Here is a 21,157-nt window from a genome sequence, read left to right on the forward strand (position 1 = left end):
GGCGCCCTGCCAGGGGCTTTCGCGTGGTGTACGTGCCTGTCCCACCCCTCGAGCGAGGCTCGCGTGAGCGACTCTCTTGCCTCAACTGGTTTGTGATGCAAAGCTGACTCCATGACAGACGCCTCGGTACCCGTGCCGGATACCCCTCGTGAAGTCCTCGCCGGCCTCGGCGACTTGACCTGCCGGGTCCGCGCCGCCCAGCGCGGCACCTGGTTCCCTCTCCTGCTGCTGGGCGTGCTCACGCTGGGCGGAATCCTGGTCGGCCGCCTCACCTTCAAGGTCGAGACCGTGCCCTGCCCGGCGACCGACCCCGCGGCAGGCGCCGGCTGCACCCTGATGACGCAGGGCTCGCCGGTCTACTGGCCCGTCGGGCTGTCCCTCGCCTACGCCGCGACCGCGTACTTCTACCTCCGCCGCTCCCGCCGTCGCGGCGTCGGCACTCCGGTCCGGCCATACATCCTCACCGGGATCGCCCTGGTCGGCCTGTCGACCGCCACCGCGTTCTGGAGCCTGCGCCACGGGATGCCGCGGCCCGGGGAGACGCTCGACTTCTGGGGTCTGCACCTCGACCCCGCCTCCGGGGCGACGAGGTTCCTCGAAGATCTCGCCGGGAACGCCATGGCCGTCGGACTGCCGTTGCTGGTCCTTGCCTGGGTGGAACGAAGCCGCGCCCTGCTGCTGCTCGCCTTGGTGTACCTGGCCGTCGAGCTCGTACCGCGCACCAGCGGCTGGTGGGGGATCTCCTTCGCCTCGCCCTGGTCCGGCGTACCCCACTTCGGCGTAGCGGGCGTGCTGCTCCTGCTCGGCGCGCTCGGGTTCGCACGGGCCGAGCGGTCCCGTGGGTACGACGTCCCATGACCGATCAGCCCGACCCGCACCCCGTCACCGGCCTGGACGACGTCGTCCACCAGCGCGTCCGCCTCGGCATCCTCACCGTCGCCCACCAGGCCCGCCGCGTCGAGTTCGGCTTCCTGCGCACGGCCCTCGGGCTCACCGCGGGAAACCTCAGCCAGCACCTGTCCGTCCTGGAGAAGGCCGGCCTGATCGACATCGAGAAGGGCTACGAGGGCAAGCGCGCCCGCACCTGGCTCTCCCTCACCCCCGCCGGCGGCCGCGCCCTCCGGGACGAGGTCACCCAGCTCAAGCGCCTCATCCGCCAGATCGAACAGGGCCCGTCCGGGCAGACCCAGGAGGAAGTATGAAGTCGTTACCCGACCGGCGCCGCGTGCTCGCGGCCGCGCTGGCCGCGGGAGTCGGGGCCGCCGTGCCGCTCGGCGTCGCATCCGGCGCGTGGGCGGCTCCGGCCGTCCCCGACCCGGTACGACTCACGCTGTCCACGCCCACCGGGCCGTACCCCGTGGGTACGGTGCCGCTCCACCTCGTCGACACCTCGCGTCCGGATCCCGTGGCAGGCGCCGGGCGTCACCGCGAGCTGATGGCGGCCGTGTGGTACCCCGCGCGCAAGGCCGAGGGCCTGCCGCGCGCGCCCTGGATGGCCGAGGGCGCGTTGCGGGCGCTCCTGGCGGACATCGGCTTCCCCCTCGACCCGGCTCTCGGCCCGCTCACCGCCGGGCACCTGGGCGCGCCCGTGCACCCCACGGGCCACCGCCTGCCCGTCATCGTGTACGCGCACGGCGCGGGCAGCCACCGCGGCGACCACACCGTCATGGTCCAGGAACTCGCCAGCCACGGCTACGCGGTGGTCACCGTCGACCACACCTACGACACGTTCACCGAGTTCCCCGACGGCCGGGTGGTCACCCCGGGCGACGTCCCCATGTACCCCAGGGACTTCGCCGCGGACCTCCGGTTCCTGCTCGACTGCGTGGAGGGCCTCGCCGCGGGACACAATCCCGACGTCGACGGCCGGCCGCTGCCCCAGGGCCTGCCCGGCGCCCTCGACCCGCGGCGCATCGGCGCGTTCGGCTGGTCGAAAGGCGGCACCGCCACCGCGCTCACCATGCTCGCCGACCGGCGCGTCCGCGCCGGGCTGAGCCTGGACGGCCCGATGCAGCCGCGCATCACCGCCGATCTGGACCGGCCGTTCATGATGATGACGGCCTCGTTCACCCGGGCCGCCATGCCGGCCGTCGCCGAGTTCTGGACGCACCTTCGCGGCTGGCGGCTCGACATCCGGGCCGACGGGGCCATCCACCCCTCGTACGGCGACAACGCGGCGCTGATCCCTCAGGCGGGCAGGCTCCTCGGCCTGACCGACCAGCAGATCCAGGACATGATCGGCACGCTCGACCCGGCCCGCGCGGTACGGATCCAACAGGCGTACCCGCTCGCGTTCTTCGACCTGCACCTGCGGCACCGCAGGAGCCACCTGCTCGACGGGCCGAGCACGGCCTTCCCCGAGGTGAAGTTCGTCCCGTGAAGCGTCGGACCGCGCGGTGCGCGGTCCGATAGCGCCGGCTCCACTCGCCGGCCGGTCAGCCGAGTTCGCGCTTGAGGATCTTGCCGGTGGCGGTCATCGGGAGAGCGGTGACGATCTCCACGATGCGCGGGTACTTGTGGCCGGCCATCTGCTCCCTGCCCCACGCGACCAGTGCGGCGGAGGTGGCCTCCGCACCCGGCTTCAGGATGACGAACGCCTTGACCTCCTCGCCGTGGCTCTCGTGGGGCACACCGACGACCGCGGCCAGGCTGACCGCGGGGTGCGTCATCAGCACCTCCTCGACCTCGCGCGGGTACACGTTGAAGCCGCCACGGATGATCATGTCCTTGGAGCGGTCGACGACGTAGTAGAAACCGTCCTCGTCCCTGCGGGCCAGGTCACCGGTGCGGAACCAGCCGTCCCTGAGCACCTCGGCGGTGGCCTCGGGGCGGTTGCAGTACCCCTTCATCACGTTGTGGCCCTTGACGGCGATCTCGCCGACCTCGCCGGTGCCGGTCACCTCGGACCAGTCGTCGCGGATCAGCTTCAGCTGGACGCCCCAGATCGGGACGCCGATGGAGCCGGGCCGCGGCTCCCGGTAGGGGTCGCTGAAGGTGACCACCGGGCTGGTCTCGGAGAGGCCGTAACCCTCCAGGATCTGGACGCGCAGCCGGTCCTTGACCTGGTGGATGATCTCGACCGGCAGGGCCGCCCCGCCGGAGACGCCGATCCGCAGGTTGGCGGCGATCCGGTCCACGTCGACGTCGTCGGTGAGCGCGGACAGCAGCGCCCACCACATGGTCGGGACGCCGGCGAAGAAGGTGATCTTCTCCGTGTCCATCAGGCGTACGACCTGCGCCGCGTCGAACCGCGGCACCAGGTGGAGCGTGGCGGCCACCGCGAACCCGGCGTGCATCTGGACGGTCGCGCCGAAGGTGTGGAACAGCGGAAGGCAGAGCACATGGCTGTCCGTGGCCGGCCTGCTCTCGAACATCCGGTTGCAGGCCATCACGTTCATCATCGTGTTCGCGTGCGAGAGTTCGGCGCCCTTGGCCTGGCCCGTGGTGCCCGAGGTGTAGAGGATGATCGCCGTGTCGTCGGCCCCGGTGACGACCGGGTCGAACACCGGGCTCCGGCCGGCGAGCGCGGCACCCATCGTCTCGGCGCCCCCGACCGGGCTCGGCGCGGCCGGATCCGCGGTCATCAGGAAGAAGTGCCGGACCGACCCGACCTCCTGGAACGCGGCGAATCCCGCCTCGCCCATCGGGAGCTCCGCGGTGCCCTCGAAGCAGAAGTACGCCGTCACGCCGGCGTCCCGGAGGTGGTAGGCGATCTCGCGGCTCTTGAGCAGCACGTTGAGCGGCACCACGACGGCGCCCGCCTTGAGGATGCCGTAGTAGACGATCGGGAAGTACGGCAGGTTCGGACAGCTGAGCGCCACCTTGTCGCCGCGGCCGACGCCACGTTCGACGAGCAGGTTCGCGACCTGGTTGGCGGCGGCGTCGACCTGCGCGTAGGTCAGCCGGGTCGAGCCGAGAACGACCGCGTCGCGGTCGGGGTACGTGCGGGCGGAGTCCTCGAGCAGGACCGACAGGTTCAGCATGGGCGGCTTCCCGGGGTGTGGAGTGCGGAGTCGTTGGCTATGTGCACGGCGTCATCATCGTCGTCGCACGCGATCACGGCCAGCGGGTGTGCGACGTGCCCTCGCCACCGAGGGGGACACGGGGTGCGCGGCACGGCGGGCGGGCCTCCGCATCGGCACCCGGCCCCCTTCCACGATTGGCCGGTTCTCGCCGGTCCCGGACGGGTCGCCTCCGGTGGATTCTGTAGCCCCGTGCACTTCCGGCGAATCGTAGGAGGTACCGCATGCCCGTCATCTCCACCACCCGCGCGGACGAGATCGTCACCGCCTGGCTCCAGGGCGCCGAGTCGGCCCTCGGGGCCGACAACCCGGCCGGCCCGCTCTACGTGGGTGGTGCGGCCGGAGAGGCCGCGCTGACCGACGGCACCGAGGCGCTCTTCACCGGCTGCAGCAGCTGTACGGGCTCGCTGCACAGCTACTGCTGCTGACGAACCGTACGGCACCGGACGCACCACCCGGGGAGCCCTCAGGGGCTCCCCGGCCCGGGCCGGCCCGGGCCCGGTACGCGAAGACCGCCCCAGCCGTCAGGAGAGGACTCAGCATGGTGGAACCGGTGGCAGCGGCCGGCGCGGCCGACGGACCGCCGCCCGAGGGATGGTTCGCCGGCCCGGTGGACGCCTTCGCGGCCCCGCTGCTCGCGGAGCTCGACGCCCGGCCTGGGCCGGCCGGGCTGGCCGCCGAGGAACGGGAGGTGCTGCGCGAGGCCACGCGCGAGGCCCTCCGCCGTACCCTCCAGCTCCGGCTCAACCGGGTGCTCCTGCTCGAACTGCGGGCCGCCGCCCTGGCCGGCGACCTGCCCGGCGCGGACCCGTCCGCGCGCTGGGACGCCTTCCTCCGGCACGCCTCCGAACCCGGATTCTCCGAGACCCTGCACCGGCGCTACCCGGCGCTGCGCCGACGGGCCTTCGCCTCCGGACGCCTGCTGATCGAGGGCGCCATGGAGCTGGGTGCGCGGTTCGCCGCGGACCGGCGGGCCGTCGCGGGCCTGCTCGGCGGCGATCCCGGACCGCTGCGCGCCCTGGAGCTCGCGCGTGGGGACACCCATCACGGGGGCCGGGCGGTGGCCCTGCTGCTCTTCGAGACCACCTGCGTCATGTACAAGCCAAGACCGGTCGAGGTGGACGCCGCGCTGCGCTCCTTCGTCGCCGCCGTCCCCGGCGCCGAGGACCTGGGCGTGCCGCGCGTGGTGATCCGGGACGGCTACGGCTGGGCCGAGCACCTCGGTCACCGCTACTGCCGGGACGAGGCCGAACTCGCCCGCTTCTACCGCGCCCTGGGCGGCTGGCTGGCGGTGATGCGACTCCTCGGCGGAACCGACCTGCACGCCGAGAACCTGGTGGCCCACGGCCCGGTGCCCGCCGTGGTCGACGCCGAGGCCCTGTTCACGCCCGACGTCGAGGTACCGCCCAGCGGGCGCGGCGACGCCGTGGACCGGGCCGCCCGGACCATCCGCAACACCGTGCTGCGCACCGGCATCCTCCCGCTCCGCACCGACGGCTACGCCCTCGCCGGCGTGGACCTCTCGGCCGCGGGCGGACTGCCCGGCCAGCAGCCGCAGATCCGCGTCCCGGTCATCGTGGACGGCGGACGGGACACCGCCCGGATGGAGGTCGGCACGGTGGACCTGCCGCCGGCCCGCAACCACCCCAGTCCCGAGCCGGTGCTGCTCCGCCACTGGGACCAGGTGCTCGCCGGCTTCGACGGGCTCACCGGGGCCCTGGCGAAGCTCGACGCGGCCGGCCGACTCGACACGCTGCTGCGGGCGTTCGACGGCTGCCGGGTCCGCAGGATCCGGCGGCCCACGCAGACGTACACGGACATCGGCCGCATGCTCTGGCACCCGGCCTCGCTGCACGACCCCGACGCCGCCCTGGCCCGGGCCCGGGACATCCTCCACCGCAACGCGCTCGCCGCCCCCGGCGCCCCCCTCGAACCGGCGGTGATCGACGAGGAGATCGCGGACCTCCTGGTCGGGGACATCCCCGCGTTCGGCGAACAGGTGGACGGGCAGCGGCTCGGCGCATTCCTGACGGGGTGGCGGCAGGCGGACCTCACCCGTGAGCGCGACACCATCCGCAGCGCCCTGGTCGGCGCCTATCTGAACGAACGCCGGCTGCCCGACCGGGTGCGGACGCCCGCCCTCGCGCCGCACGCCGAGGACCTGGACCGGCGGCGCCGCACGCTGGCGGCCGAGGCGGTGCGGACGGTCTGCGCGGCGGCCGTGCGCGGCACGGACGCCACCGCGACCTGGATCAGTCCGGTGCTCACGGACTACGGCTGGGCGATCCGCCCGCTGGGCGCGGACCTCTACACCGGACAGGGCGGCGTCGCCGTCGCCCTCGCGGAGTACCTGCGCGAGCAGCGGGCCGGGCGAGCCGATCCGGTGGACGGTGTCGAGTCCTTGCTGGCCGGCACCATCGAGGTGCTGGCCGCCACCGAGGACACCGTGCCGACCCGCCAGCTCGGCGGGTTCACCGGCATCGCCTCACAGGTGTGGACCTGGAGCGCGCTGCACCGCCTCCTCGGCACGCCCGGCCTCCTCGACCGCGCCCGCGCCAGGGCCGCGCTGCTGACCCCGGAACTCATCGCCGAGGACCGAGCCCTCGACGTGCTCGGCGGCGTGGCCGGCGCGGTCGTCCCGCTGCTCGACCTCGCCGGACTCACCGGCGAGGACCGGTGGCTGGGCGCCGCCGCGGAGGCCGGCCGGCACCTCGAACGGACCGCGGTCGTCGACGACCGCGGAGCACGGTGGTCCACGGTGATGTTCCCCGAGGGCATCGGCGGCTTCGCCCACGGCGCGAGCGGCGCCGGCTGGGCGCTCACCAGGCTCGCCCTCTCCGCCGCCGGCAGCCCGGCCGACCGCCGCCGCTGGTTCGAACTCGGCGCCCTGGCCCACGACTTCGAGGAGTCGCTGTACGAGCCGGCGGCACGCGCCTGGGCCGACGCGCGGATCGGGGGAGACGTCGACCATCCCACCGCGTGGTGTCACGGCAGCACGGGCATCGGCCTGGCCGCCGTCGACCTCCACGGCCGCACGGGCGATCCCCGCCACCTGGACACCGCGCTCCGCTCGGGACCGGCCGGCCTGCGCGAGGGGTTCGGCTGGAGCCACACCCTCTGCCACGGCGACCTCGGCCTCTGGGAACTCCTCCACCGCCTGCGCGGGCTGGACGGGTACGAGGGCCCCTCCGCCGCGCGGGCCGACGCGGAGCTGATCACCGGCATCGAGCAGCGCGGCCCGGTCGGCGGCCTCGCCAAGGAGGCGTTCGCACCGGGGCTGCTCCCCGGCCTTTCCGGGGTGGTGCACCAACTGCTCCGGATGCACCCCGACGCCCGGCTGAGCTCACCCCTCCTGCTGGCCCACCCCGAGGAACCGGAAACCCCCTGACGCGGCCCCGGGCCGGTCCGTCGGAGGCGGTGGGCGTCGACCGCCACCGAGCACGGCGACCGGCCCGCGGGCGTTTCCCCAAGATCGACGATCGGATAGATTGCCGGTACGTGACGATCAAGCCGCGGCCGGCCGGCCGCATATTCGAAGCCCTGCACTCCATGGCCGTACGGGACACGGCCGCGCTGCGCGAGATCTACGAGCAGCCCGGTGACATGGCGATGCGCAAGGCGGTGGACCGCCTCCACGACGTCGCCCGTGCCTTCATCGCCCGCTCCTCGCTGCTGTTCGTCGCCAGCGCCGGCGCCGACGGAAGCTGCGACGTGACCCCGCGGGGCGGCCCGGCCGGCTTCGTCTCCGTCCTCGACGAGTTCACCCTGGCCATCCCCGACGCCACCGGCAACCGGCGCCTCGACACCCTGCACAACATCGTCGAGACGGGCCGGGCCGGCCTGATCTTCCTGGTCCCCGGTCAGCCGTCCACGCTGCGCGTGAACGGCCGCGCCTGTGTCTCGACCGATCCCCGCCTGCTGGAGCAGCTCACCGCGGTCGGCAAGCCGCCGCGCAGCGCGATCGTGGTCGAGGCGGAGGACGTCTACCAGCACTGCCCGAAGGCGTTCCTGCGCGGCGGCGCCTGGAAGCCCGAGGAATGGCTGCCCGCGGACGCCGTGCCCAGCTCCGCCGCGATCACCCTCGCCCACCTGGACATCCCCGGCCTCACGATGGAGCAGGTCCGCGAGTACGAGCGCGAATCGCTGCTGCACCGGTACGAATGACGCGGGTGTGACGCACGTCACATCCGACTCCTGTCAGCAATCGGCTCGCCGTCCCGTTCAAGGGGCACGCGAACGAGACAGGAGCAACGCCATGAAGCACCGCATCGTCGTACTGGGCGCCGGATACGCCGGGGCCTTCGCGGCCGGCAGCCTGGCCCGCCGGCTCTCTCCCGACGACACGGAGATCACCGTCGTCAACGCCGCGCCCGACTTCGTGGAGCGGATGCGGCTCCACCAGCTCGCGATCGGCCAGGACCGCGCGTCCCGCAAGCTCGCCGACGTGGTCGCGGGCACCGGGGTACGGCTGCGCCTGGCGCGCGTCACCGGCGTCGACCCGGAGCGCGGAACCGTCGCCGTGACCGGCGAGGACGGCGCCGGCGACCTCGCGTACGACACGCTGCTCTACGCGCTCGGCAGCTCCGTGGACCACCACGGCGTCCCCGGCGCGGCCGAGCACGCCTTCGACGTGACCGGACTGAACTCGGCGCTGCGGCTGCGCGAGCGCCTGGCCGGCCTCGGCGCGGGCGGCACCGTGCTGGTCGTCGGCGAGGGGCTGACCGGCATCGAGACCGCCACCGAGTTCGCCGAGTCCCGCCCCGACCTCTCGGTCGCGCTCGCCGCCCGCGGCGAGCCGGGCGCCTGGCTATCCCCGAAGGCCCGCGCCCACCTGCGCCGGACCTTCGACCGGCTCGGCGTCACCGTCCACGAGCACACCGGCATCGAGGCCGTCGAGCCGGCCCGGGCGATCGCCGCCGGCGGCAGGGTGATCCCCGCCGACGTGACCGTGTGGTCGGCCGGGTTCGCCGTGCACCCCATCGCGGCCGCGAGCGGCCTGGAGGTCGCCGGGACCGGCCAGATCGTCGTCGACCGCACCATGCGCTCGGTCTCGCACCCGGACGTCTACGCCGCCGGCGACAGCGCCTACGCGATCGGCGACAACGGCCGGCCGCTGCCGATGTCCTGCGCCTCGGCCGGCTTCACCACCATGCAGGCGACCGCCGCGATCATCGCCCGCCTGACGGGCGGTGAGGTGCCGACCACCGACCTGAAGTACTACGGCAACCACATCAGCCTCGGGCGCCGGGACGCGATCTTCCAGATGGTGGACGAGGACGTCCGGTCGAAGTCCTGGTACGTGGGCGGCCGGACCGCCGCACTGCTCAAGGCGGGCGTGCTCAAGGGTTCCGGATGGAGCGTCGAACACCCCACCTTCGGCATGCCCAAGCGCAGGCACCGCCTGGCCGCCGCGCCCGACCGGAGCGGTGTGAGGACCGCCGCCGCATAGGCTGGGCCCCATGGACACCGCAGCCATCGACCGGTTCGAGGCCAGCCGGAGCCGGCTGGCCTCGCTCGCGTACCGTCTGCTCGGCTCGGCGGCCGACGCCGAGGACGCCGTGCAGGACGCGTTCCTGCGCTGGCAGGCCGCCGACCGCGACCGGGTCGAGGCGCCGGAGGCGTGGCTGACCAAGGTCGTCACCAATCTCTGCCTCGACCGGCTCCGTTCGGCCCAGGCGCGCCACGAGCGCGCCGCCGGGGACTGGCTGCCCGAGCCGCTCCTGGAGGGCGACCCGATGCTCGGCCCCGCCGACACCTTCGAGCAGCGCGAGTCGGTGTCCCTGGCCGTACTGACCCTCATGGAGCGTCTCTCGCCCGTCGAACGGGCCGCCTACGTCCTGCGCGAGGCGTTCGCCTGTCCCCACGCCGAGATCGCCGAGATCCTCGACATCTCCGCGTCCGCGAGCCAGCAGCACGTCCACCGGGCCCGGCGCCGCGTCGCCGCCGAACGCCGCCGCGGCGAGGAGGTGGACCCCGCGACCGCCCGCCGGATCGTCGAGGAGTTCCTCGCCGCCGCCGTGTCGGGCCGCACCGAACGGCTGGTGGCGCTGCTCACCGAGGACGTGACGGCGATCTCGGACGGCGCCGGACTGGCCAGGCGGCTGCTGCGGTACACGACGCGCGAGCGGGTCGCCTCCTTCGTGCGGGCCGGCTTCAAGCCCACGCCGGCGAAGCGGCGGCTGGCCGGCGGCACGCCGGCGCTGCACGTCGTGTTCGCCAACGGCTCCCCGGCGGCCGTCGCCGTGGTGGACGAACGGGTGGTGGGCGCCGTGGTGTTCGAGGTCAGCGACGGCAGGATCGCGACGGTGCGCGGCATCGGCGCCGCGGACCGGATCGCGCGCCTGAACGCTGCCTGGCACCTGCGCGAGCGACAGGCGCCCGCCATCGACGCGTGGTGACCGGGGGTCGCCCGGGCGAGGCGCGGTCTAGCAGCCCGAATCGGCGACGACGTAGTAGCCCGGCGCGGTCTGCTTGAGGGTGTGCGTGGTGAAGGTGTTCCACAGGCCCATGGGCTGCCCCGAGCCGGTGGCGTAGGTGGAGCCGCCGCTCTGGTAGGCGCGTCCGGCCACCGTGTGGTCGTAGTTGCTCGCGGTGTGACAGGTGGGCGTGAAGCCGGTCGTCGTCGCGGTCACCGCCGCGGAGACCGAACCCGCCGTCCCCGTCGCGTCCACGGCCGCCACCGTGTAGCCGTACGCCGTGCCGGTGGCCAGCCCGGTGTCGGTCACGGCGGTCGACGTGGTGGTGGCCACCTTCGAACCGTCGCGGTAGACGGCGTACGAGCTCGCGCCGGCGACCGCGTTCCACGTCAGGGAGACCGTGGTGTCGGTGGTCCCGCTGACCGCCAGCCCCGTCGGCGCGGGCAGGGAACCGGTGCCGGGGTCCTGACCCTGGCCGTCGAGCCCCCAGAAGCGCGCGGTGTGGTAGCTGGAGCAGATGGTGTCGAGGTAGTACGTGCCGGTGCTGCCGCACTGTTCCGGGCCGCTGCCCGGGTCGACCGCGAGCCCGTGCGCCATGCCGGAGACGGAGTACACCTCGACGGCGGGCCGGCCGGCGGCGTCGTCGTAGACGCTCAGCGTGGTGTTTCCGCCGAGGTTCGCGGTGCGGGTCGGCGTCTGGCCGATGCCCCACACGTCGGTCCACTGGTCACGCAGTTCGGTGGCGTTGGCGGGCTGGACGGTGGTGTCGGCGGTGCCCTGCCAGATCGCGACGCGGGGCCAGGAGGTGGTGCCGGCGGGGGCGGCGGAGCGCACCAGGGCGCCCCACTGGGCGGGGCTCCTGTCCGGCGGGCTGTACATGCAGGTGTACGCGGTGGACAGGCTGTTCGCGCAGGAGGCCGGGAGCCCGGAGTCGATGGCACCGCCCGCGAAGACGTCGGGGTAGGCGGCGAGCAGGTTCGCGGTCATGCCCGCGCCGGCGGACAGCCCGGTGACGAACACCCGCCGGCTGTCGCTGCCGTACTGAGCGACGGCCTTGTCGACCATCTGCCTGATCGACAGTGCCTCGCCCTGGCCGCGTGCGCTGTCGCCCGGCTCGTACCAGTTGAAGCAGGAGTTGGCGTTGTTGGCGCTGCTCGTCTGCGGGAAGACCAGCGCGAAGCCGTAGCGGTCGGCGAAGGCCGGCCAGCCGGAGTGCGCGTAGTAGTCGCTCGCGCTCTGGGCGCAGCCGTGCAGCGCGACCACGAGCGGGGCGCCGGCCGGCAGCGCGTCCGGCGCGTAGGCGTACATGGAGAGGTTCCCGGGATTGCTGCCGAACGCGGTGACCTGGGTCAGACCCGCCGCGGACGCCTGCGGGCCCCCGGCGACCAGGCCGCCGGTCAGGACCAGGGCTCCCGCGGCCGCGGTGGCCCAGCGGCGGACGCCTCCGACGAGGCGACGGCTCCTCGTGAAGCGGAACGGAGGGTGCGACTGTCCCATGGCGACTGCCTCCAGATGTCATCAACTCGGCGTGCACCGGCGCCGGATGCCGGCGACCGGTGTGGCGTGCATCATCGGGGCGCGTTCGCCGGCATCGACATGGGCGGGACAGCCAGGGCTGCCGGGCGCCCTGTGTGACGGGCGTCCATGGCCCGGAGCCCGATCGGCCCGGTATGGCCGGGACCCGCCGGGCGGCACGCCGCGCGGCCACTCCTCGGTGATGGTGTGACGGAACATGAGCGAGCGGCGGACGGTGGGGTGCCGACCCATGTATCGGGACGCGGCGACGTCATAGCGTCCCGCGCATCCCCCTTCGCCATCCACGACCCCGGAGGCACCCGCATGCGTCTCTTCTTCCGCTCCCCACCACGCCCGGGCCGACGAGCCGGCACGGCGGCACTCGCTCTCGCCGCGCTCACGCTCACCCCCGTGCCCGCCACGGCGGACCCGGCGGACCCGGCCGGCGCGGCGCCGCCCGCCGGCCACTGCGCCCGCCAGGAGCGGCTGCGGGTCCCCGGCGCCGAGCACCAACAGGCCGACTGCCTCGACGAGCTGACCACGGCCGGCACCGTCGCCTCGGGCCACACCGACCCGGCCGACTGGGCCGGGCTGACGCCGAAGGACCTGGCCGTGCCGAGCGGGGTGCCCGGCATCCAGCTCGACGGCTACTTCCCCGACACCTCCACCACCAACACCGACCACGGCTGGCAGCACGACGCCCAGTTCGTCATCCGGCTGCCCGACCGCTGGAACGGCGGCCTGGTCGTCGCCGGCACCCCCGGCAACCGCGAGCAGTACGCCAACGACCGCTCCATCGCCGACTGGGTGCTCTCCCGCGGCTACGCCTACGCCGCCACCGACAAGGGCAACACCGGCCTCACCTTCTACCGGGACGGCACCGCGCCGGGCGACGCCGTCGCCGAATGGAACGAGCGGGTCACCCAGCTGACCCGCGCCGCCCGGGCCACGGTCGCCCAGCGCTACCACCGCCCGCCGACGCGCACCCTCGTCACCGGCCTGTCCAACGCCGGCTACCTGGTGCGCTGGCAGCTGGAGAACCACCCCGAGCTCTACGACGGGGGAGTGGACTGGGAGGGCACCCTGTGGCGCGCCGACGGCCCCACCCTGCTGGACTTCCTGCCGAAGGCCCTGCGCGCCTATCCCGTGTACGCGGCGGGCGGCGAGGGCGCCGAGGAGGCGCGGCAGCAGATGTACGCCGCCGGGTTCCCGGCCGGCTCGGAGTTCCTCTGGCCGTACCACCACAAGGTCTACTGGGACCTGACCCAGCGCATCTACCGCGAGGAGCTCGACCCGGACTTCGACGGGCCGGCCGAGGCGGGCACGCCGTACTGCGCGACGGGCACGCCGGCCTGTGACACGGACTACGACTACGCGGCCCGGCCCGACGAGGTCCGGCAGGCCGTGGCGAAGATCGGGCTGACCGGGCGGATCGGCAAGCCTCTCCTCACCCTGCACGGCACCCTGGACGCGCTGCTGCCGATCAGCCAGGACTCCGACGTCTACGCCCGCATGGTGCGCGAGGCCGGCCGCGGCTCCCTGCACCGCTACTACCGGATCGAGGGCGGCACCCACACCGACTCCCTGACCGACGCCTTCCCGGGCCGGCTGCGTCCGCTCACGCCGTGCCACCGGGCGGCGTTCACGGCCCTTGAGCGCTGGCTCGCGACCGGGCAGCAGCCGCCGGCCTCCGGCACCGTCGCCCGGCCCGCCGAGACGGATCCAGTCGCCCTCGCGAACGCCTGCTCGCTGCGCTAGACCGCCGGACCTCGCCCCGCCCGTGCTCAGCGCACGCCCTCCCACAGCAGCCGCTCCCGCGCCCGCGGGTCGGTGACCGGGCCGGCCTCGGGCGGGGCGGCGAAGGTCATCGTCGTACGGGTCGTCCGGTCGTACGCCCGCCAGCCGGGGCTGCCGGTCTTCGCGAAGGAGACCCACGCCCCGTGCACGGCGTCCGCCAGGGCCTGGGGCGGGTGGGCGCCGAGCATCGGCCCGTACGACGGGTCCTGGAGGCGGTCGAAGACGAAGGGCAGTTCCAGCGCGTGACAGGCGCCGAGGGTTCCGTCGAACCGCGGGGAGCGCCAGGCGAACTCGTACAGGTAGGAGCCCGGGACGGACTCGGCGAGGCGGATGGCGGGGACGCGGTAGAACCAGTCGGTCGCCACCGCGTCGAGGAGTTCGCCCGGCGTGGCGTCCGGGCGGCCGGCCCGGTAGACGGGAAGGGCTTCGGCCGGGTCGAGGCCGTAGGCCGCCGTCACGGCGTGGAGCTTCGACTCGGGCAGGACGTGCAGGCGCTCGGTCGGGACCAGGAAGAGGCGGTACTCCTCGCGGTTGCTGCCGATCAGCAGGTCGACGCCGCAGTCCGGTCCGGGAAGGGCGAGCCCCGGGCCGACCGGCTCGAAGGGCATCATGTTGAGCGCCGCCTCGCCCCACCGGGCCGGATCCGGCCGGGCGTTCACCTCCGCCCGCAGCTCCGCCTGGGCCGGCAGGAGCTCCGGCAGGGGTACGGCGGCGAAGGCGTCCGGGGTCGGCTCGATGCCCAGCTTCTCCGCGAGCCGGGCCGCTATCAGCTCGGCGGACTTCGGGCGCAGGAAGTGGTGGCAGGCCCCGCTCTGCAGGATCGCCCGCCGGAACAGGCCCCGGGCCGCTTCGGTGGTCAGCAGCGCGCCGATGCTCATGGCGCCCGCCGACTCGCCGAAGACCGTCACCAGGTCCGGGTCGCCGCCGAAGGCGGCGATGTTGTCCCGGACCCAGCGGAGCGCGGCGATCTGGTCGAGCAGGCCGCGGTTGTCGGGACGGCCGGGAAGGCGCAGGAACCCGTCCGCTCCCAGGCGGTAGTTGAGCGTGACGCAGACGACGCCGTCCCGGGCGAAGGCGCCTCCGTCGTACGCCGACGCCGAGCCCGAGCCGTTGGTGAACGCCCCGCCGTGCAGCCACACCATCACCGGCAGGCCGGCGCCCGGCTCCGGAGCCGGGGTCCAGACGTTGAGGTTGAGACAGTCCTCTCCCGGAACGTCGTTCTCCGGGATGAGGACGTCGAAGGGCGGCGCGTACGGAGCGTGCGGCGGCGTCGGGCCGTGGGCCGTGGCGTCGCGCACCCCCGTCCAGGACTCCGGCGGGGCGGGCTCCCGGAACCGCCGCGGGCCGAAGGGCGCCGCGGCGTACGGGACGCCGAGGAAGGACGTGACCCCGTCGGGGGACGTACGGCCGCGGACCGGGCCCTGCCGGGTGGCGCACACCGTCATGCGGACAGGACCTCCAGGAGCGCCTTGCCGAACTCCTCGGGGCGTTCGAGGTGCACGGCGTGCCCGGCGCCGGCCGTCGCGACCTCCCGCACCGTGCCGCCCGCCGCGGCGTAACGGTCCAGGACGTGACGGGTCTGCGCCACCATCGGCTGCGCCGGAGTGCCGTCCCACCCCGGCACCGCGCCGACCGCGCCCAGGTGCGCCAGGTCGAACATCGAGGTGTCCGAGACGACGACGTCGTCCTCTCCGCGTATCCACAGCACCGGCGGCTTGGGGTCGACGAGGTGCAGATCGTCGATGCGGAAGTGGGTCGGGGCCAGGCAGTTGAGCACACCGCGGGTGCCGGGCGCGATCCCGGGCCAGGCAGCGGACGGCGTGCTGTCGCCCGGATAGTGGTCGTCGCCGGTGCGCGTGGTGAGCATGGACTCGACGTACGCGTCCTCGTGCTCGGGGCGCCACGGCGGCTTGACGTAGACGGCCGCCAGGACGGAGCGCGGCGACAGCGGGGACTCCTCGCCGCGGTCGCCCTCGGCGAGCAGCCGCACGAAGTCCGGGTTGGCCGTGCCGCCGCCCGATCCGGCCCCGTCCGCGGAGTTGAGGACTCCGTCCACTCCGTGCGTACCGCCGAAGCCGTACGGCGAGACCGGGTTGACCAGGGTCAGGGAGCGCACCGCGGCCGGACGGTCGCGCAGGTACTGCATGACCACGCCGCCGCCCATGGACCAGCCGACCAGGTGCGCCCGGTCGATGCCGAGGGCCGCGAGCAGCGCGGTGAGGTCGTCGGCGTAGTCGCGCAGGCCCCGCGTGGCGTCGACGGGCAGCGGGTCGGTGCCGCCGAAGCCGCGCAGGTCGACGGCGACGGGACGGTAGCGGTCCGGCAGCGCGGTCATCGTGGTGTGCCAGAACACGGAGGAGGAGACGTTGCCGTGGACGAGGACGACGGGTTCGCCCTCGTCCCTGACCTCGGTGATCTGCTGGGTCAGCCGGGCGGTGGCGACGCGGCGGGTGCGGAGCGTGGTCATGTCCTCAGGTCCTTCAGGAGAGCCAGGTGGCGACCTGGGCGGCGGCCGAGCTGTTCCAGCCCAGTTCGAGGTGGTTGGCGGAGGCGACGGTGGCCGTGCCGCCGACGGTGGGGATGCCGGTGGTGTCGAGCGCGCTGGAGATGAAGACGACGCCGTCGCTCGGGCCGCGGTTCTCGTTGAAGATGCCGACGATGTCGGCGGAACCGCCGGCCAGCAGGTAGGCGGTGACGGAGGCGGGCACCCCGGCGCCGTGCAGGGTGCCGATGAGCGATCCGGCGTCGATGGCGGCCTGGATGCCGCCGCCGGCGGTGTAGAAGCCCTGGCCGCCGTAGTACGTCGTGTACCAGTCCTGGGCGGCGCCGTCGACGCCGTACACGCCGTCCCAGCGGGCCAGCATCTGGCGCTGCCCGGGGTAGTTGTCCTGACCGCCGGAGGGCGTCATCGAGAACTCGGGGTGCGCGGTGTAGAGGCCGTAGCAGGTCATGTGGGAGTGCGGGGAGGGGGCGTTGACCTTGCCTCCGCACTCGGGCCAGATGGAGAAGTCGTGGGCCCAGCCGTGGGCGTACGGGTAGTCGTAGCCGCCGTTCGGACCGCCGAGGGTGATCAGCCTCCGTACGTCTCCGGCGTACGCCCGTCCCCAGCTCGGTCTCACCGACGACACGTACGCGCGGGTGGACATCTCGCCCTTGCTCCAGCCGACCAGGTCGACCTTGGCCACGCCCAGCTTCGCCTTGATGACGGCGACGGCGTCACCGACGATCTGCGCCTGCATGAGGTTGTCGCCCTGTTTGTGGGCGAAGCCGACGGCGAAGACGCGGTGACCGCGCGCGGACAGGTACTGCATCAGGCCGGTGGACGGGCAGGTGGCGGCGCCGCAGCCGTAGCCGCCCGACTCGCCGGGGTTGGCCCAGGCGCGGTCCGCGGTGTCGTTGGCGCCGTGCACGAGGAGGACGGGCGTGGTGCGGCTGCCGGTGTTCCAGCCGGGGGCCGAGTAGAGCAGGAAGCGGCCCGAGGAGGGCCGGGACACCCCGCCGAAGTAGGTGACCCGCTTGCCGTCCTGATCGCCGCGCCCGTCCGGCGGAAAGCCCTCGGTGCGGAATCCGCTGGTCGTGTCGAGATACCGCTCGACGGACTCCCAGCCGTTGGTGACGGTGCCGGCCCCATAGCTCGCCTCGAGGGTGAGGTACGCGGGCGGCGCTGCGGCGGCGGCCACCGCGGGCGGCCCGAGCAGGGACGCCGCGAGGGCCCCCGCCACCGCCATGACCCGGGCGGCACGCAGCCGCCACCGGTGCCCCGGACTCCGTCTGTCGGTCATGTCCCGGCCTCTCCCGCTCGTGCGCACGTGGCGCGTCCGCGTGGTCGCGCGATTGCCCGTTCCGGCACCGCGTGCGCCCACGCTAGGTGGACGTGCAGACACCGGGGCATGTGGGCGGACCACACAAAGAGGTATGCGCACATGGCGGCAGGGACCGGTGCACGCCAGGTACGCCGGCCCGTACGTCAGTCGAGGCGGGCGAGCCGGACCAGCCGGCTCGCGTAGTCGCCGGCGGGCAGGCGCAGGTCGATGCCGTGCCGGCGGAGGGCGGCGCCGCTGTGCGTCTGTCCGGTGTCCAGGTCGCGGTAGCGGGCCCCGTCGTCCAGCGCGGGCAGGCGCAGCGGGGCGGCCCGGTGACCGAAGCGGGTGACGGGGCGCCAGGCGAGCACGGCGTGTGCGGCGCCGTCGGGCGCGGCGTGGTGGACGGCGGTGACGCCGCCGGGCCCGGTCAGGCGGTACGCGCGGCCGTGCTGCACGAGGTCCCGGATCTCCTTGTAGCGGGCCACCAGAGCGGCCGCCTCGCCCAGTTCCTCCTCCGTCCAGCGGGTGAGGTCGCCGCCGAGGCCGAGCGCACCGGCCATGGCGACGTGGAACCGGAAGCGCAGCGGAGTGGCCCGGCCGGTGGCGACGTTGGGGCTGTCGGTGACCCAGGCGGCCATGGCCTGCGCGGGGAGGAGCTGGCTGAAACCGTGCTGGATGCCGATCCGGTCGACGGGGTCGGTGTTGTCGGAGGTCCAGGCCTGGTCGGTGCGGGCGAGGACGGCGAGGTCGACCCGGCCGCCGCCGCCGGCGCACGCCTCGATGCCCAGACCGGGGTGGTCGGCGCGCAGCCGGTCCATGACGCGGTGCACGGCCCGGGTGTGGTCGATCCACAGCCGGTCCGGATCGGGGTGGCCGGCCCAGCCGGCCTCGGTGAACGGGCGGTTGGCGTCCCACTTGAGCCAGTCCACGCCGTGCTCCGTGACCAGCCGGTCCAGCGTCCGGTGCGCCCACGCCTCGACCTCCGGACGGGCGAGGTTCAGGACCAGCTGGTTGCGCAGCTCAGTGGCCTCGCGGGTCGGCGCGTGGAGCACCCAGTCGGGGTGGGCGCGGAAGAGGTCGCTGTCGCGGTTGACCATCTCCGGTTCGACCCACAGGCCGAAGGCCATGCCGAGGCGGTGGACCTCGTCGGCGAGGGGCCGCAGACCGTCGGGGAAGGCGTCGGCACGGGGTGTCCAGTCGCCCAGGCCGGCGTGGTCGCCGGTGCGCGCGCCGAACCAGCCGTCGTCCAGGACGAAGAGCTCGGCGCCCAGCCGGGCGGCGAGTCCGGCGAGGCGGACCTGGCCGGCCTCGTCGACGTCGAAGCCGGTGGCCTCCCAGGAGTTGTAGACCACGGGCCGCGGCCGGCCGGGTTCCGGCAGGACGTGGGAGCGGACGTACTCGTGCCAGGCGCGGCTGGCCCCGCCGAAGCCGTGCGGGCTGTGGAGGCCGGCGAAGACCGGGGTGTGCAGGGTCTCGCCCGGGTTCAGCGTCCAGCTGAGGCTCTCGTGGCCGAAGCCGCCGGTCCAGGTGGTGCGGCCGACCGGGGAGCGGAGCACCGTGACGCGCCAACTGCCGCTCCAGGCCAGGGCGGTGCTCCACACCTGGCCGTGCTCCTCGGTGGCGGTGCCGTCGTCGAGGGCGAGCCAGGGGCTCGCGTGGTGGCTGGTCAGACCGCGGCGGCTGGTGAGGACGGTCTCGGCGACGGGGAGACGGTCGCGGCGCAGCTGGAACTCGCTGTTCCAGCCGCCGACGAGGTGGCTGAGCCGGTAGTCCGGGAGCGCGGGGAGCGTCCAGGACGCCGAGTCGAGGCGGTCCACGGTGACCGGCCCGGCGTCGCCGCCCGGCTCGGCGGTGTGGGTGAGCTCCGTCCACCGCTCGATGACGTCGCTGCCCGGGCGCAGCCGGTAGCAGAGCTCCGCGGCCAGCGGGTAGTGGCGATCGGCGAGGCGCAGCCGCAGCTCGCCGCCCTCGACGCGGTGGCCGGTGAAGTGCCACTGGGCGCCACGGGTGCCGTCGGCGAAACGCACCTGGAGGCCCGCCGGCCCGAAGCGCGCACCGGTCTGCGGGGCGAGTTCGTCGGCGGCCGCCTCGTCCTCGAAGCTGCTGTCCGCGGGGGAGACGGGGGCGGGCAGGGCCGCCGGCACGGCGTCGTCGAGCGCGGGACCCCAGTACAGGTGGCGGGGGCTCCCGTCGGCGCCGACGCGGAGCGCGTAGACGCTGTTCGGGGTGCGCAGGACGCCGAGCCCGGAAGCGGGGTCGAAGGAGACGGAAGAGGTCACGGCGGAGATCCCTGGAGACGCGGAGGCGGAAGGGCGGTCGTCGGGAAGCGGCCCGAGAGTAGGGGCGGTCGGGACCGGAAATCAATACTGGACGAAGTTATTTAATTGCCGGTACGTTTCCGCCGTGTTTCCCAACCACTCGCAGCCACTCGTCACCGCACCGGCCGAAACGTCCATGCTGGCCCTGCTGTTGGCCGAGGGCCCGCTCAGCCGGGTCGAACTCGCCCGCCGCACGGGCCTGTCGGCGACCGCGGTCACCAAGGCCGCGCGCCCGTTGATCGAGGACGGGTATCTGCACGAACTCCCCCCGGAGCGCACGGCGCCGGGGGCCGGACGGCCGGTCAACCCGTTGGCCGTCACGGTGGACCGGGAGTTCTTCGTCGGGGTGAAGATCAGTGCCGACGCCGTGTTCGGCGCGGTCTGCGACCTGCGGGCCGGTATGCGGGCCACCGCCGACCGTCCGCTGGGCGAGGACCGCGGCCCGGCGGCGGTGTGCGCCCTGATCGGCGAACTCGTCGAGACGCTCCTCGACACGGAGCCCGCCTTCCGGGAACGCACCCGCCACCTCGGGATCGCCGTCTCCGGCGACGTGGACCGCGCGGCCGGCCGGGTGCGCTACTCCGTACTCCCCGGCTGGCGCGACGTCCCGCTCGCCGAGACGGTGGCGAAGGCGACCGGCCTGACCGTCACCGTGGAGAACGACGTCAAGGCGCTCACCGCCGCCGAGCACTGGTTCGGCGAGGGGATCGGCACCGAGTACTTCGCACTGGTCACCATCGGCGCCGGCATCGGCTCCGGGCTGGTCGTCAACGGGCAGCTGATCGCCGGCGCGTACGGGGTCGCCGGCGAGATGGGCCACATCAGCATCGACCCGGCGGGGCCGCGGTGTCACTGCGGCCAGACCGGCTGCGTCGAGGCGGTCGCCTCCAGCGACGCCATCCTCTCCGCGGTGCGGGAGAGCGCCGGCCGCCCGGACCTCGACTTCGACGGCGCCGTACGGCTCGCCCGTGGCGGAGACCCCGCCGCACGCGAGGCGTTCGCCCGGGCCGGGCGCTCGATCGGCACCGGCATCGCCGTCCTGGTCAACCTGCTCGGCCCCGAGCGTGTCGTCGTCACCGGCGAAGGGCTCGACACGTACGACCTCTTCGGAGCGCACATCAGGGAGGCCTACGCGGCGCACTGCTTCAAGGCCGCCGCGAAGTGCCCGCTGACCCTGCGTCCGCTGCCCTGGGAGGAGTGGGCCCGAGGAGCCGCCGTCCTGGGCGTCCAGGCGCTCTTCCCGTAGCCGGCACCGAAACCCGTACGACCCCCAGGACCCCAGGAAC

Annotated in this window: 16 protein-coding genes; 10 read left to right on the top strand and 6 right to left on the bottom strand. The window is 74.0% G+C overall.

The window, feature by feature from the left end; all coding sequences use genetic code 11:
• Positions 1–111 precede the first annotated feature (111 nt).
• Genes ACWEV0_RS07225 through ACWEV0_RS07235 form a run of 3 tightly spaced genes read left to right on the top strand, consistent with a single transcriptional unit; the run spans position 112 to position 2,380 of the window.
• Positions 112–858: a hypothetical protein gene (locus ACWEV0_RS07225; RefSeq protein WP_453147247.1), complete on the top strand. Its 747-nt coding sequence runs from the start codon at positions 112–114 to the stop codon at positions 856–858.
• On the top strand, positions 855–1,202 hold the full coding sequence (locus tag ACWEV0_RS07230; protein WP_453147249.1) for a winged helix-turn-helix domain-containing protein: 348 nt from the start codon (positions 855–857) through the stop codon (positions 1,200–1,202). The genes ACWEV0_RS07225 and ACWEV0_RS07230 overlap by 4 nt, the downstream gene beginning before the upstream one ends.
• On the top strand, positions 1,199–2,380 hold the full coding sequence (locus tag ACWEV0_RS07235) for an alpha/beta hydrolase family protein (protein ID WP_453147251.1): 1,182 nt from the start codon (positions 1,199–1,201) through the stop codon (positions 2,378–2,380). Before ACWEV0_RS07230 ends, ACWEV0_RS07235 begins: the two co-directional genes overlap by 4 nt.
• A 55-nt stretch (positions 2,381–2,435) precedes the next feature.
• Here the strand turns inward: ACWEV0_RS07235 and ACWEV0_RS07240 are convergent, their stop codons facing one another.
• The gene (locus ACWEV0_RS07240) at positions 2,436–3,983 is read right to left on the bottom strand and encodes a long-chain-fatty-acid--CoA ligase (RefSeq protein WP_453147253.1); all 1,548 of its coding nucleotides are present in this window, start codon (positions 3,981–3,983) and stop codon (positions 2,436–2,438) included.
• Positions 3,984–4,246: 263 nt separating this feature from the next.
• Here ACWEV0_RS07240 and ACWEV0_RS07245 point away from each other — a divergent pair, with 263 nt between their 5' ends.
• The 5 genes from ACWEV0_RS07245 to ACWEV0_RS07265 all read left to right on the top strand — a co-directional run bounded on the left by ACWEV0_RS07245 (position 4,247) and on the right by ACWEV0_RS07265 (position 10,420).
• Entirely contained in the window at positions 4,247–4,450 is a 204-nt protein-coding gene (locus ACWEV0_RS07245) for a DUF6229 family protein (protein ID WP_453147255.1), read from the top strand.
• A 113-nt stretch (positions 4,451–4,563) separates the two neighbouring features.
• Positions 4,564–7,410: a type 2 lanthipeptide synthetase LanM family protein gene (locus tag ACWEV0_RS07250; protein ID WP_453147257.1), complete on the top strand. Its 2,847-nt coding sequence runs from the start codon at positions 4,564–4,566 to the stop codon at positions 7,408–7,410.
• Positions 7,411–7,520: 110 nt separating this feature from the next.
• A complete protein-coding gene (locus ACWEV0_RS07255) occupies positions 7,521–8,186 on the top strand; it encodes an MSMEG_1061 family FMN-dependent PPOX-type flavoprotein (protein WP_453147258.1) in 666 nt (221 codons plus the stop codon).
• Between the two features lie 91 nt (positions 8,187–8,277).
• A complete protein-coding gene (locus ACWEV0_RS07260) occupies positions 8,278–9,471 on the top strand; it encodes an NAD(P)/FAD-dependent oxidoreductase (RefSeq protein WP_453147260.1) in 1,194 nt (397 codons plus the stop codon).
• Positions 9,472–9,481: 10 nt separating this feature from the next.
• Entirely contained in the window at positions 9,482–10,420 is a 939-nt protein-coding gene (locus tag ACWEV0_RS07265) for a sigma-70 family RNA polymerase sigma factor (protein WP_453147262.1), read from the top strand.
• A gap of 27 nt (positions 10,421–10,447) precedes the next feature.
• Here the strand turns inward: ACWEV0_RS07265 and ACWEV0_RS07270 are convergent, their stop codons facing one another.
• Complete coding sequence (locus ACWEV0_RS07270; RefSeq protein ID WP_453147263.1) at positions 10,448–11,935, bottom strand: extracellular catalytic domain type 1 short-chain-length polyhydroxyalkanoate depolymerase; 1,488 nt, start codon at positions 11,933–11,935, stop codon at positions 10,448–10,450.
• A gap of 342 nt (positions 11,936–12,277) precedes the next feature.
• Between ACWEV0_RS07270 and ACWEV0_RS07275 the strand changes: the two genes are divergently transcribed.
• Positions 12,278–13,711, top strand: a complete 1,434-nt coding sequence (locus tag ACWEV0_RS07275) for a 3-hydroxybutyrate oligomer hydrolase family protein (protein ID WP_453147265.1) — start codon at positions 12,278–12,280, stop codon at positions 13,709–13,711.
• A 26-nt stretch (positions 13,712–13,737) separates the two neighbouring features.
• Here the strand turns inward: ACWEV0_RS07275 and ACWEV0_RS07280 are convergent, their stop codons facing one another.
• From ACWEV0_RS07280 to ACWEV0_RS07295, 4 genes are all read right to left on the bottom strand, one after another.
• Entirely contained in the window at positions 13,738–15,195 is a 1,458-nt protein-coding gene (locus ACWEV0_RS07280; protein WP_453147267.1) for a carboxylesterase/lipase family protein, read from the bottom strand.
• Positions 15,192–16,217 (bottom strand): alpha/beta fold hydrolase, encoded by a 1,026-nt coding sequence (locus ACWEV0_RS07285; RefSeq protein WP_453147269.1) that lies wholly within the window; start codon positions 16,215–16,217, stop codon positions 15,192–15,194. Before ACWEV0_RS07285 ends, ACWEV0_RS07280 begins: the two co-directional genes overlap by 4 nt.
• A 13-nt stretch (positions 16,218–16,230) precedes the next feature.
• On the bottom strand, positions 16,231–17,532 hold the full coding sequence (locus ACWEV0_RS07290; protein WP_453147271.1) for an esterase/lipase family protein: 1,302 nt from the start codon (positions 17,530–17,532) through the stop codon (positions 16,231–16,233).
• Positions 17,533–17,717: 185 nt separating this feature from the next.
• The gene (locus tag ACWEV0_RS07295) at positions 17,718–19,832 is read right to left on the bottom strand and encodes an alpha-galactosidase (protein WP_453147273.1); all 2,115 of its coding nucleotides are present in this window, start codon (positions 19,830–19,832) and stop codon (positions 17,718–17,720) included.
• A 124-nt stretch (positions 19,833–19,956) separates the two neighbouring features.
• Between ACWEV0_RS07295 and ACWEV0_RS07300 the strand changes: the two genes are divergently transcribed.
• The gene (locus ACWEV0_RS07300; protein WP_453147275.1) at positions 19,957–21,117 is read left to right on the top strand and encodes an ROK family protein; all 1,161 of its coding nucleotides are present in this window, start codon (positions 19,957–19,959) and stop codon (positions 21,115–21,117) included.
• The last annotated feature ends 40 nt before the right edge of the window (positions 21,118–21,157 follow it).

The sequence above is a fragment of the Streptomyces sp. NPDC003943 genome (assembly GCF_053605265.1).

What these genes read in the sequence shown, in the direction of transcription:
- ACWEV0_RS07230 (WP_453147249.1), top strand. Translation starts at nt 855, where the DNA reads ATGACCGATCAGCCCGACCCGCACCCCGTCACCGGCCTGGACGACGTC.
- ACWEV0_RS07265 (WP_453147262.1), top strand. Translation starts at nt 9,482, where the DNA reads ATGGACACCGCAGCCATCGACCGGTTCGAGGCCAGCCGGAGCCGGCTG.
- ACWEV0_RS07245 (WP_453147255.1), top strand. Translation starts at nt 4,247, where the DNA reads ATGCCCGTCATCTCCACCACCCGCGCGGACGAGATCGTCACCGCCTGG.
- ACWEV0_RS07250 (WP_453147257.1), top strand. Translation starts at nt 4,564, where the DNA reads ATGGTGGAACCGGTGGCAGCGGCCGGCGCGGCCGACGGACCGCCGCCC.
- ACWEV0_RS07275 (WP_453147265.1), top strand. Translation starts at nt 12,278, where the DNA reads ATGCGTCTCTTCTTCCGCTCCCCACCACGCCCGGGCCGACGAGCCGGC.
- ACWEV0_RS07270 (WP_453147263.1), bottom strand. Translation starts at nt 11,935, where the DNA reads ATGGGACAGTCGCACCCTCCGTTCCGCTTCACGAGGAGCCGTCGCCTC.
- ACWEV0_RS07235 (WP_453147251.1), top strand. Translation starts at nt 1,199, where the DNA reads ATGAAGTCGTTACCCGACCGGCGCCGCGTGCTCGCGGCCGCGCTGGCC.
- ACWEV0_RS07280 (WP_453147267.1), bottom strand. Translation starts at nt 15,195, where the DNA reads ATGACGGTGTGCGCCACCCGGCAGGGCCCGGTCCGCGGCCGTACGTCC.
- ACWEV0_RS07225 (WP_453147247.1), top strand. Translation starts at nt 112, where the DNA reads ATGACAGACGCCTCGGTACCCGTGCCGGATACCCCTCGTGAAGTCCTC.
- ACWEV0_RS07240 (WP_453147253.1), bottom strand. Translation starts at nt 3,983, where the DNA reads ATGCTGAACCTGTCGGTCCTGCTCGAGGACTCCGCCCGCACGTACCCC.
- ACWEV0_RS07285 (WP_453147269.1), bottom strand. Translation starts at nt 16,217, where the DNA reads ATGACCACGCTCCGCACCCGCCGCGTCGCCACCGCCCGGCTGACCCAG.
- ACWEV0_RS07260 (WP_453147260.1), top strand. Translation starts at nt 8,278, where the DNA reads ATGAAGCACCGCATCGTCGTACTGGGCGCCGGATACGCCGGGGCCTTC.
- ACWEV0_RS07290 (WP_453147271.1), bottom strand. Translation starts at nt 17,532, where the DNA reads ATGACCGACAGACGGAGTCCGGGGCACCGGTGGCGGCTGCGTGCCGCC.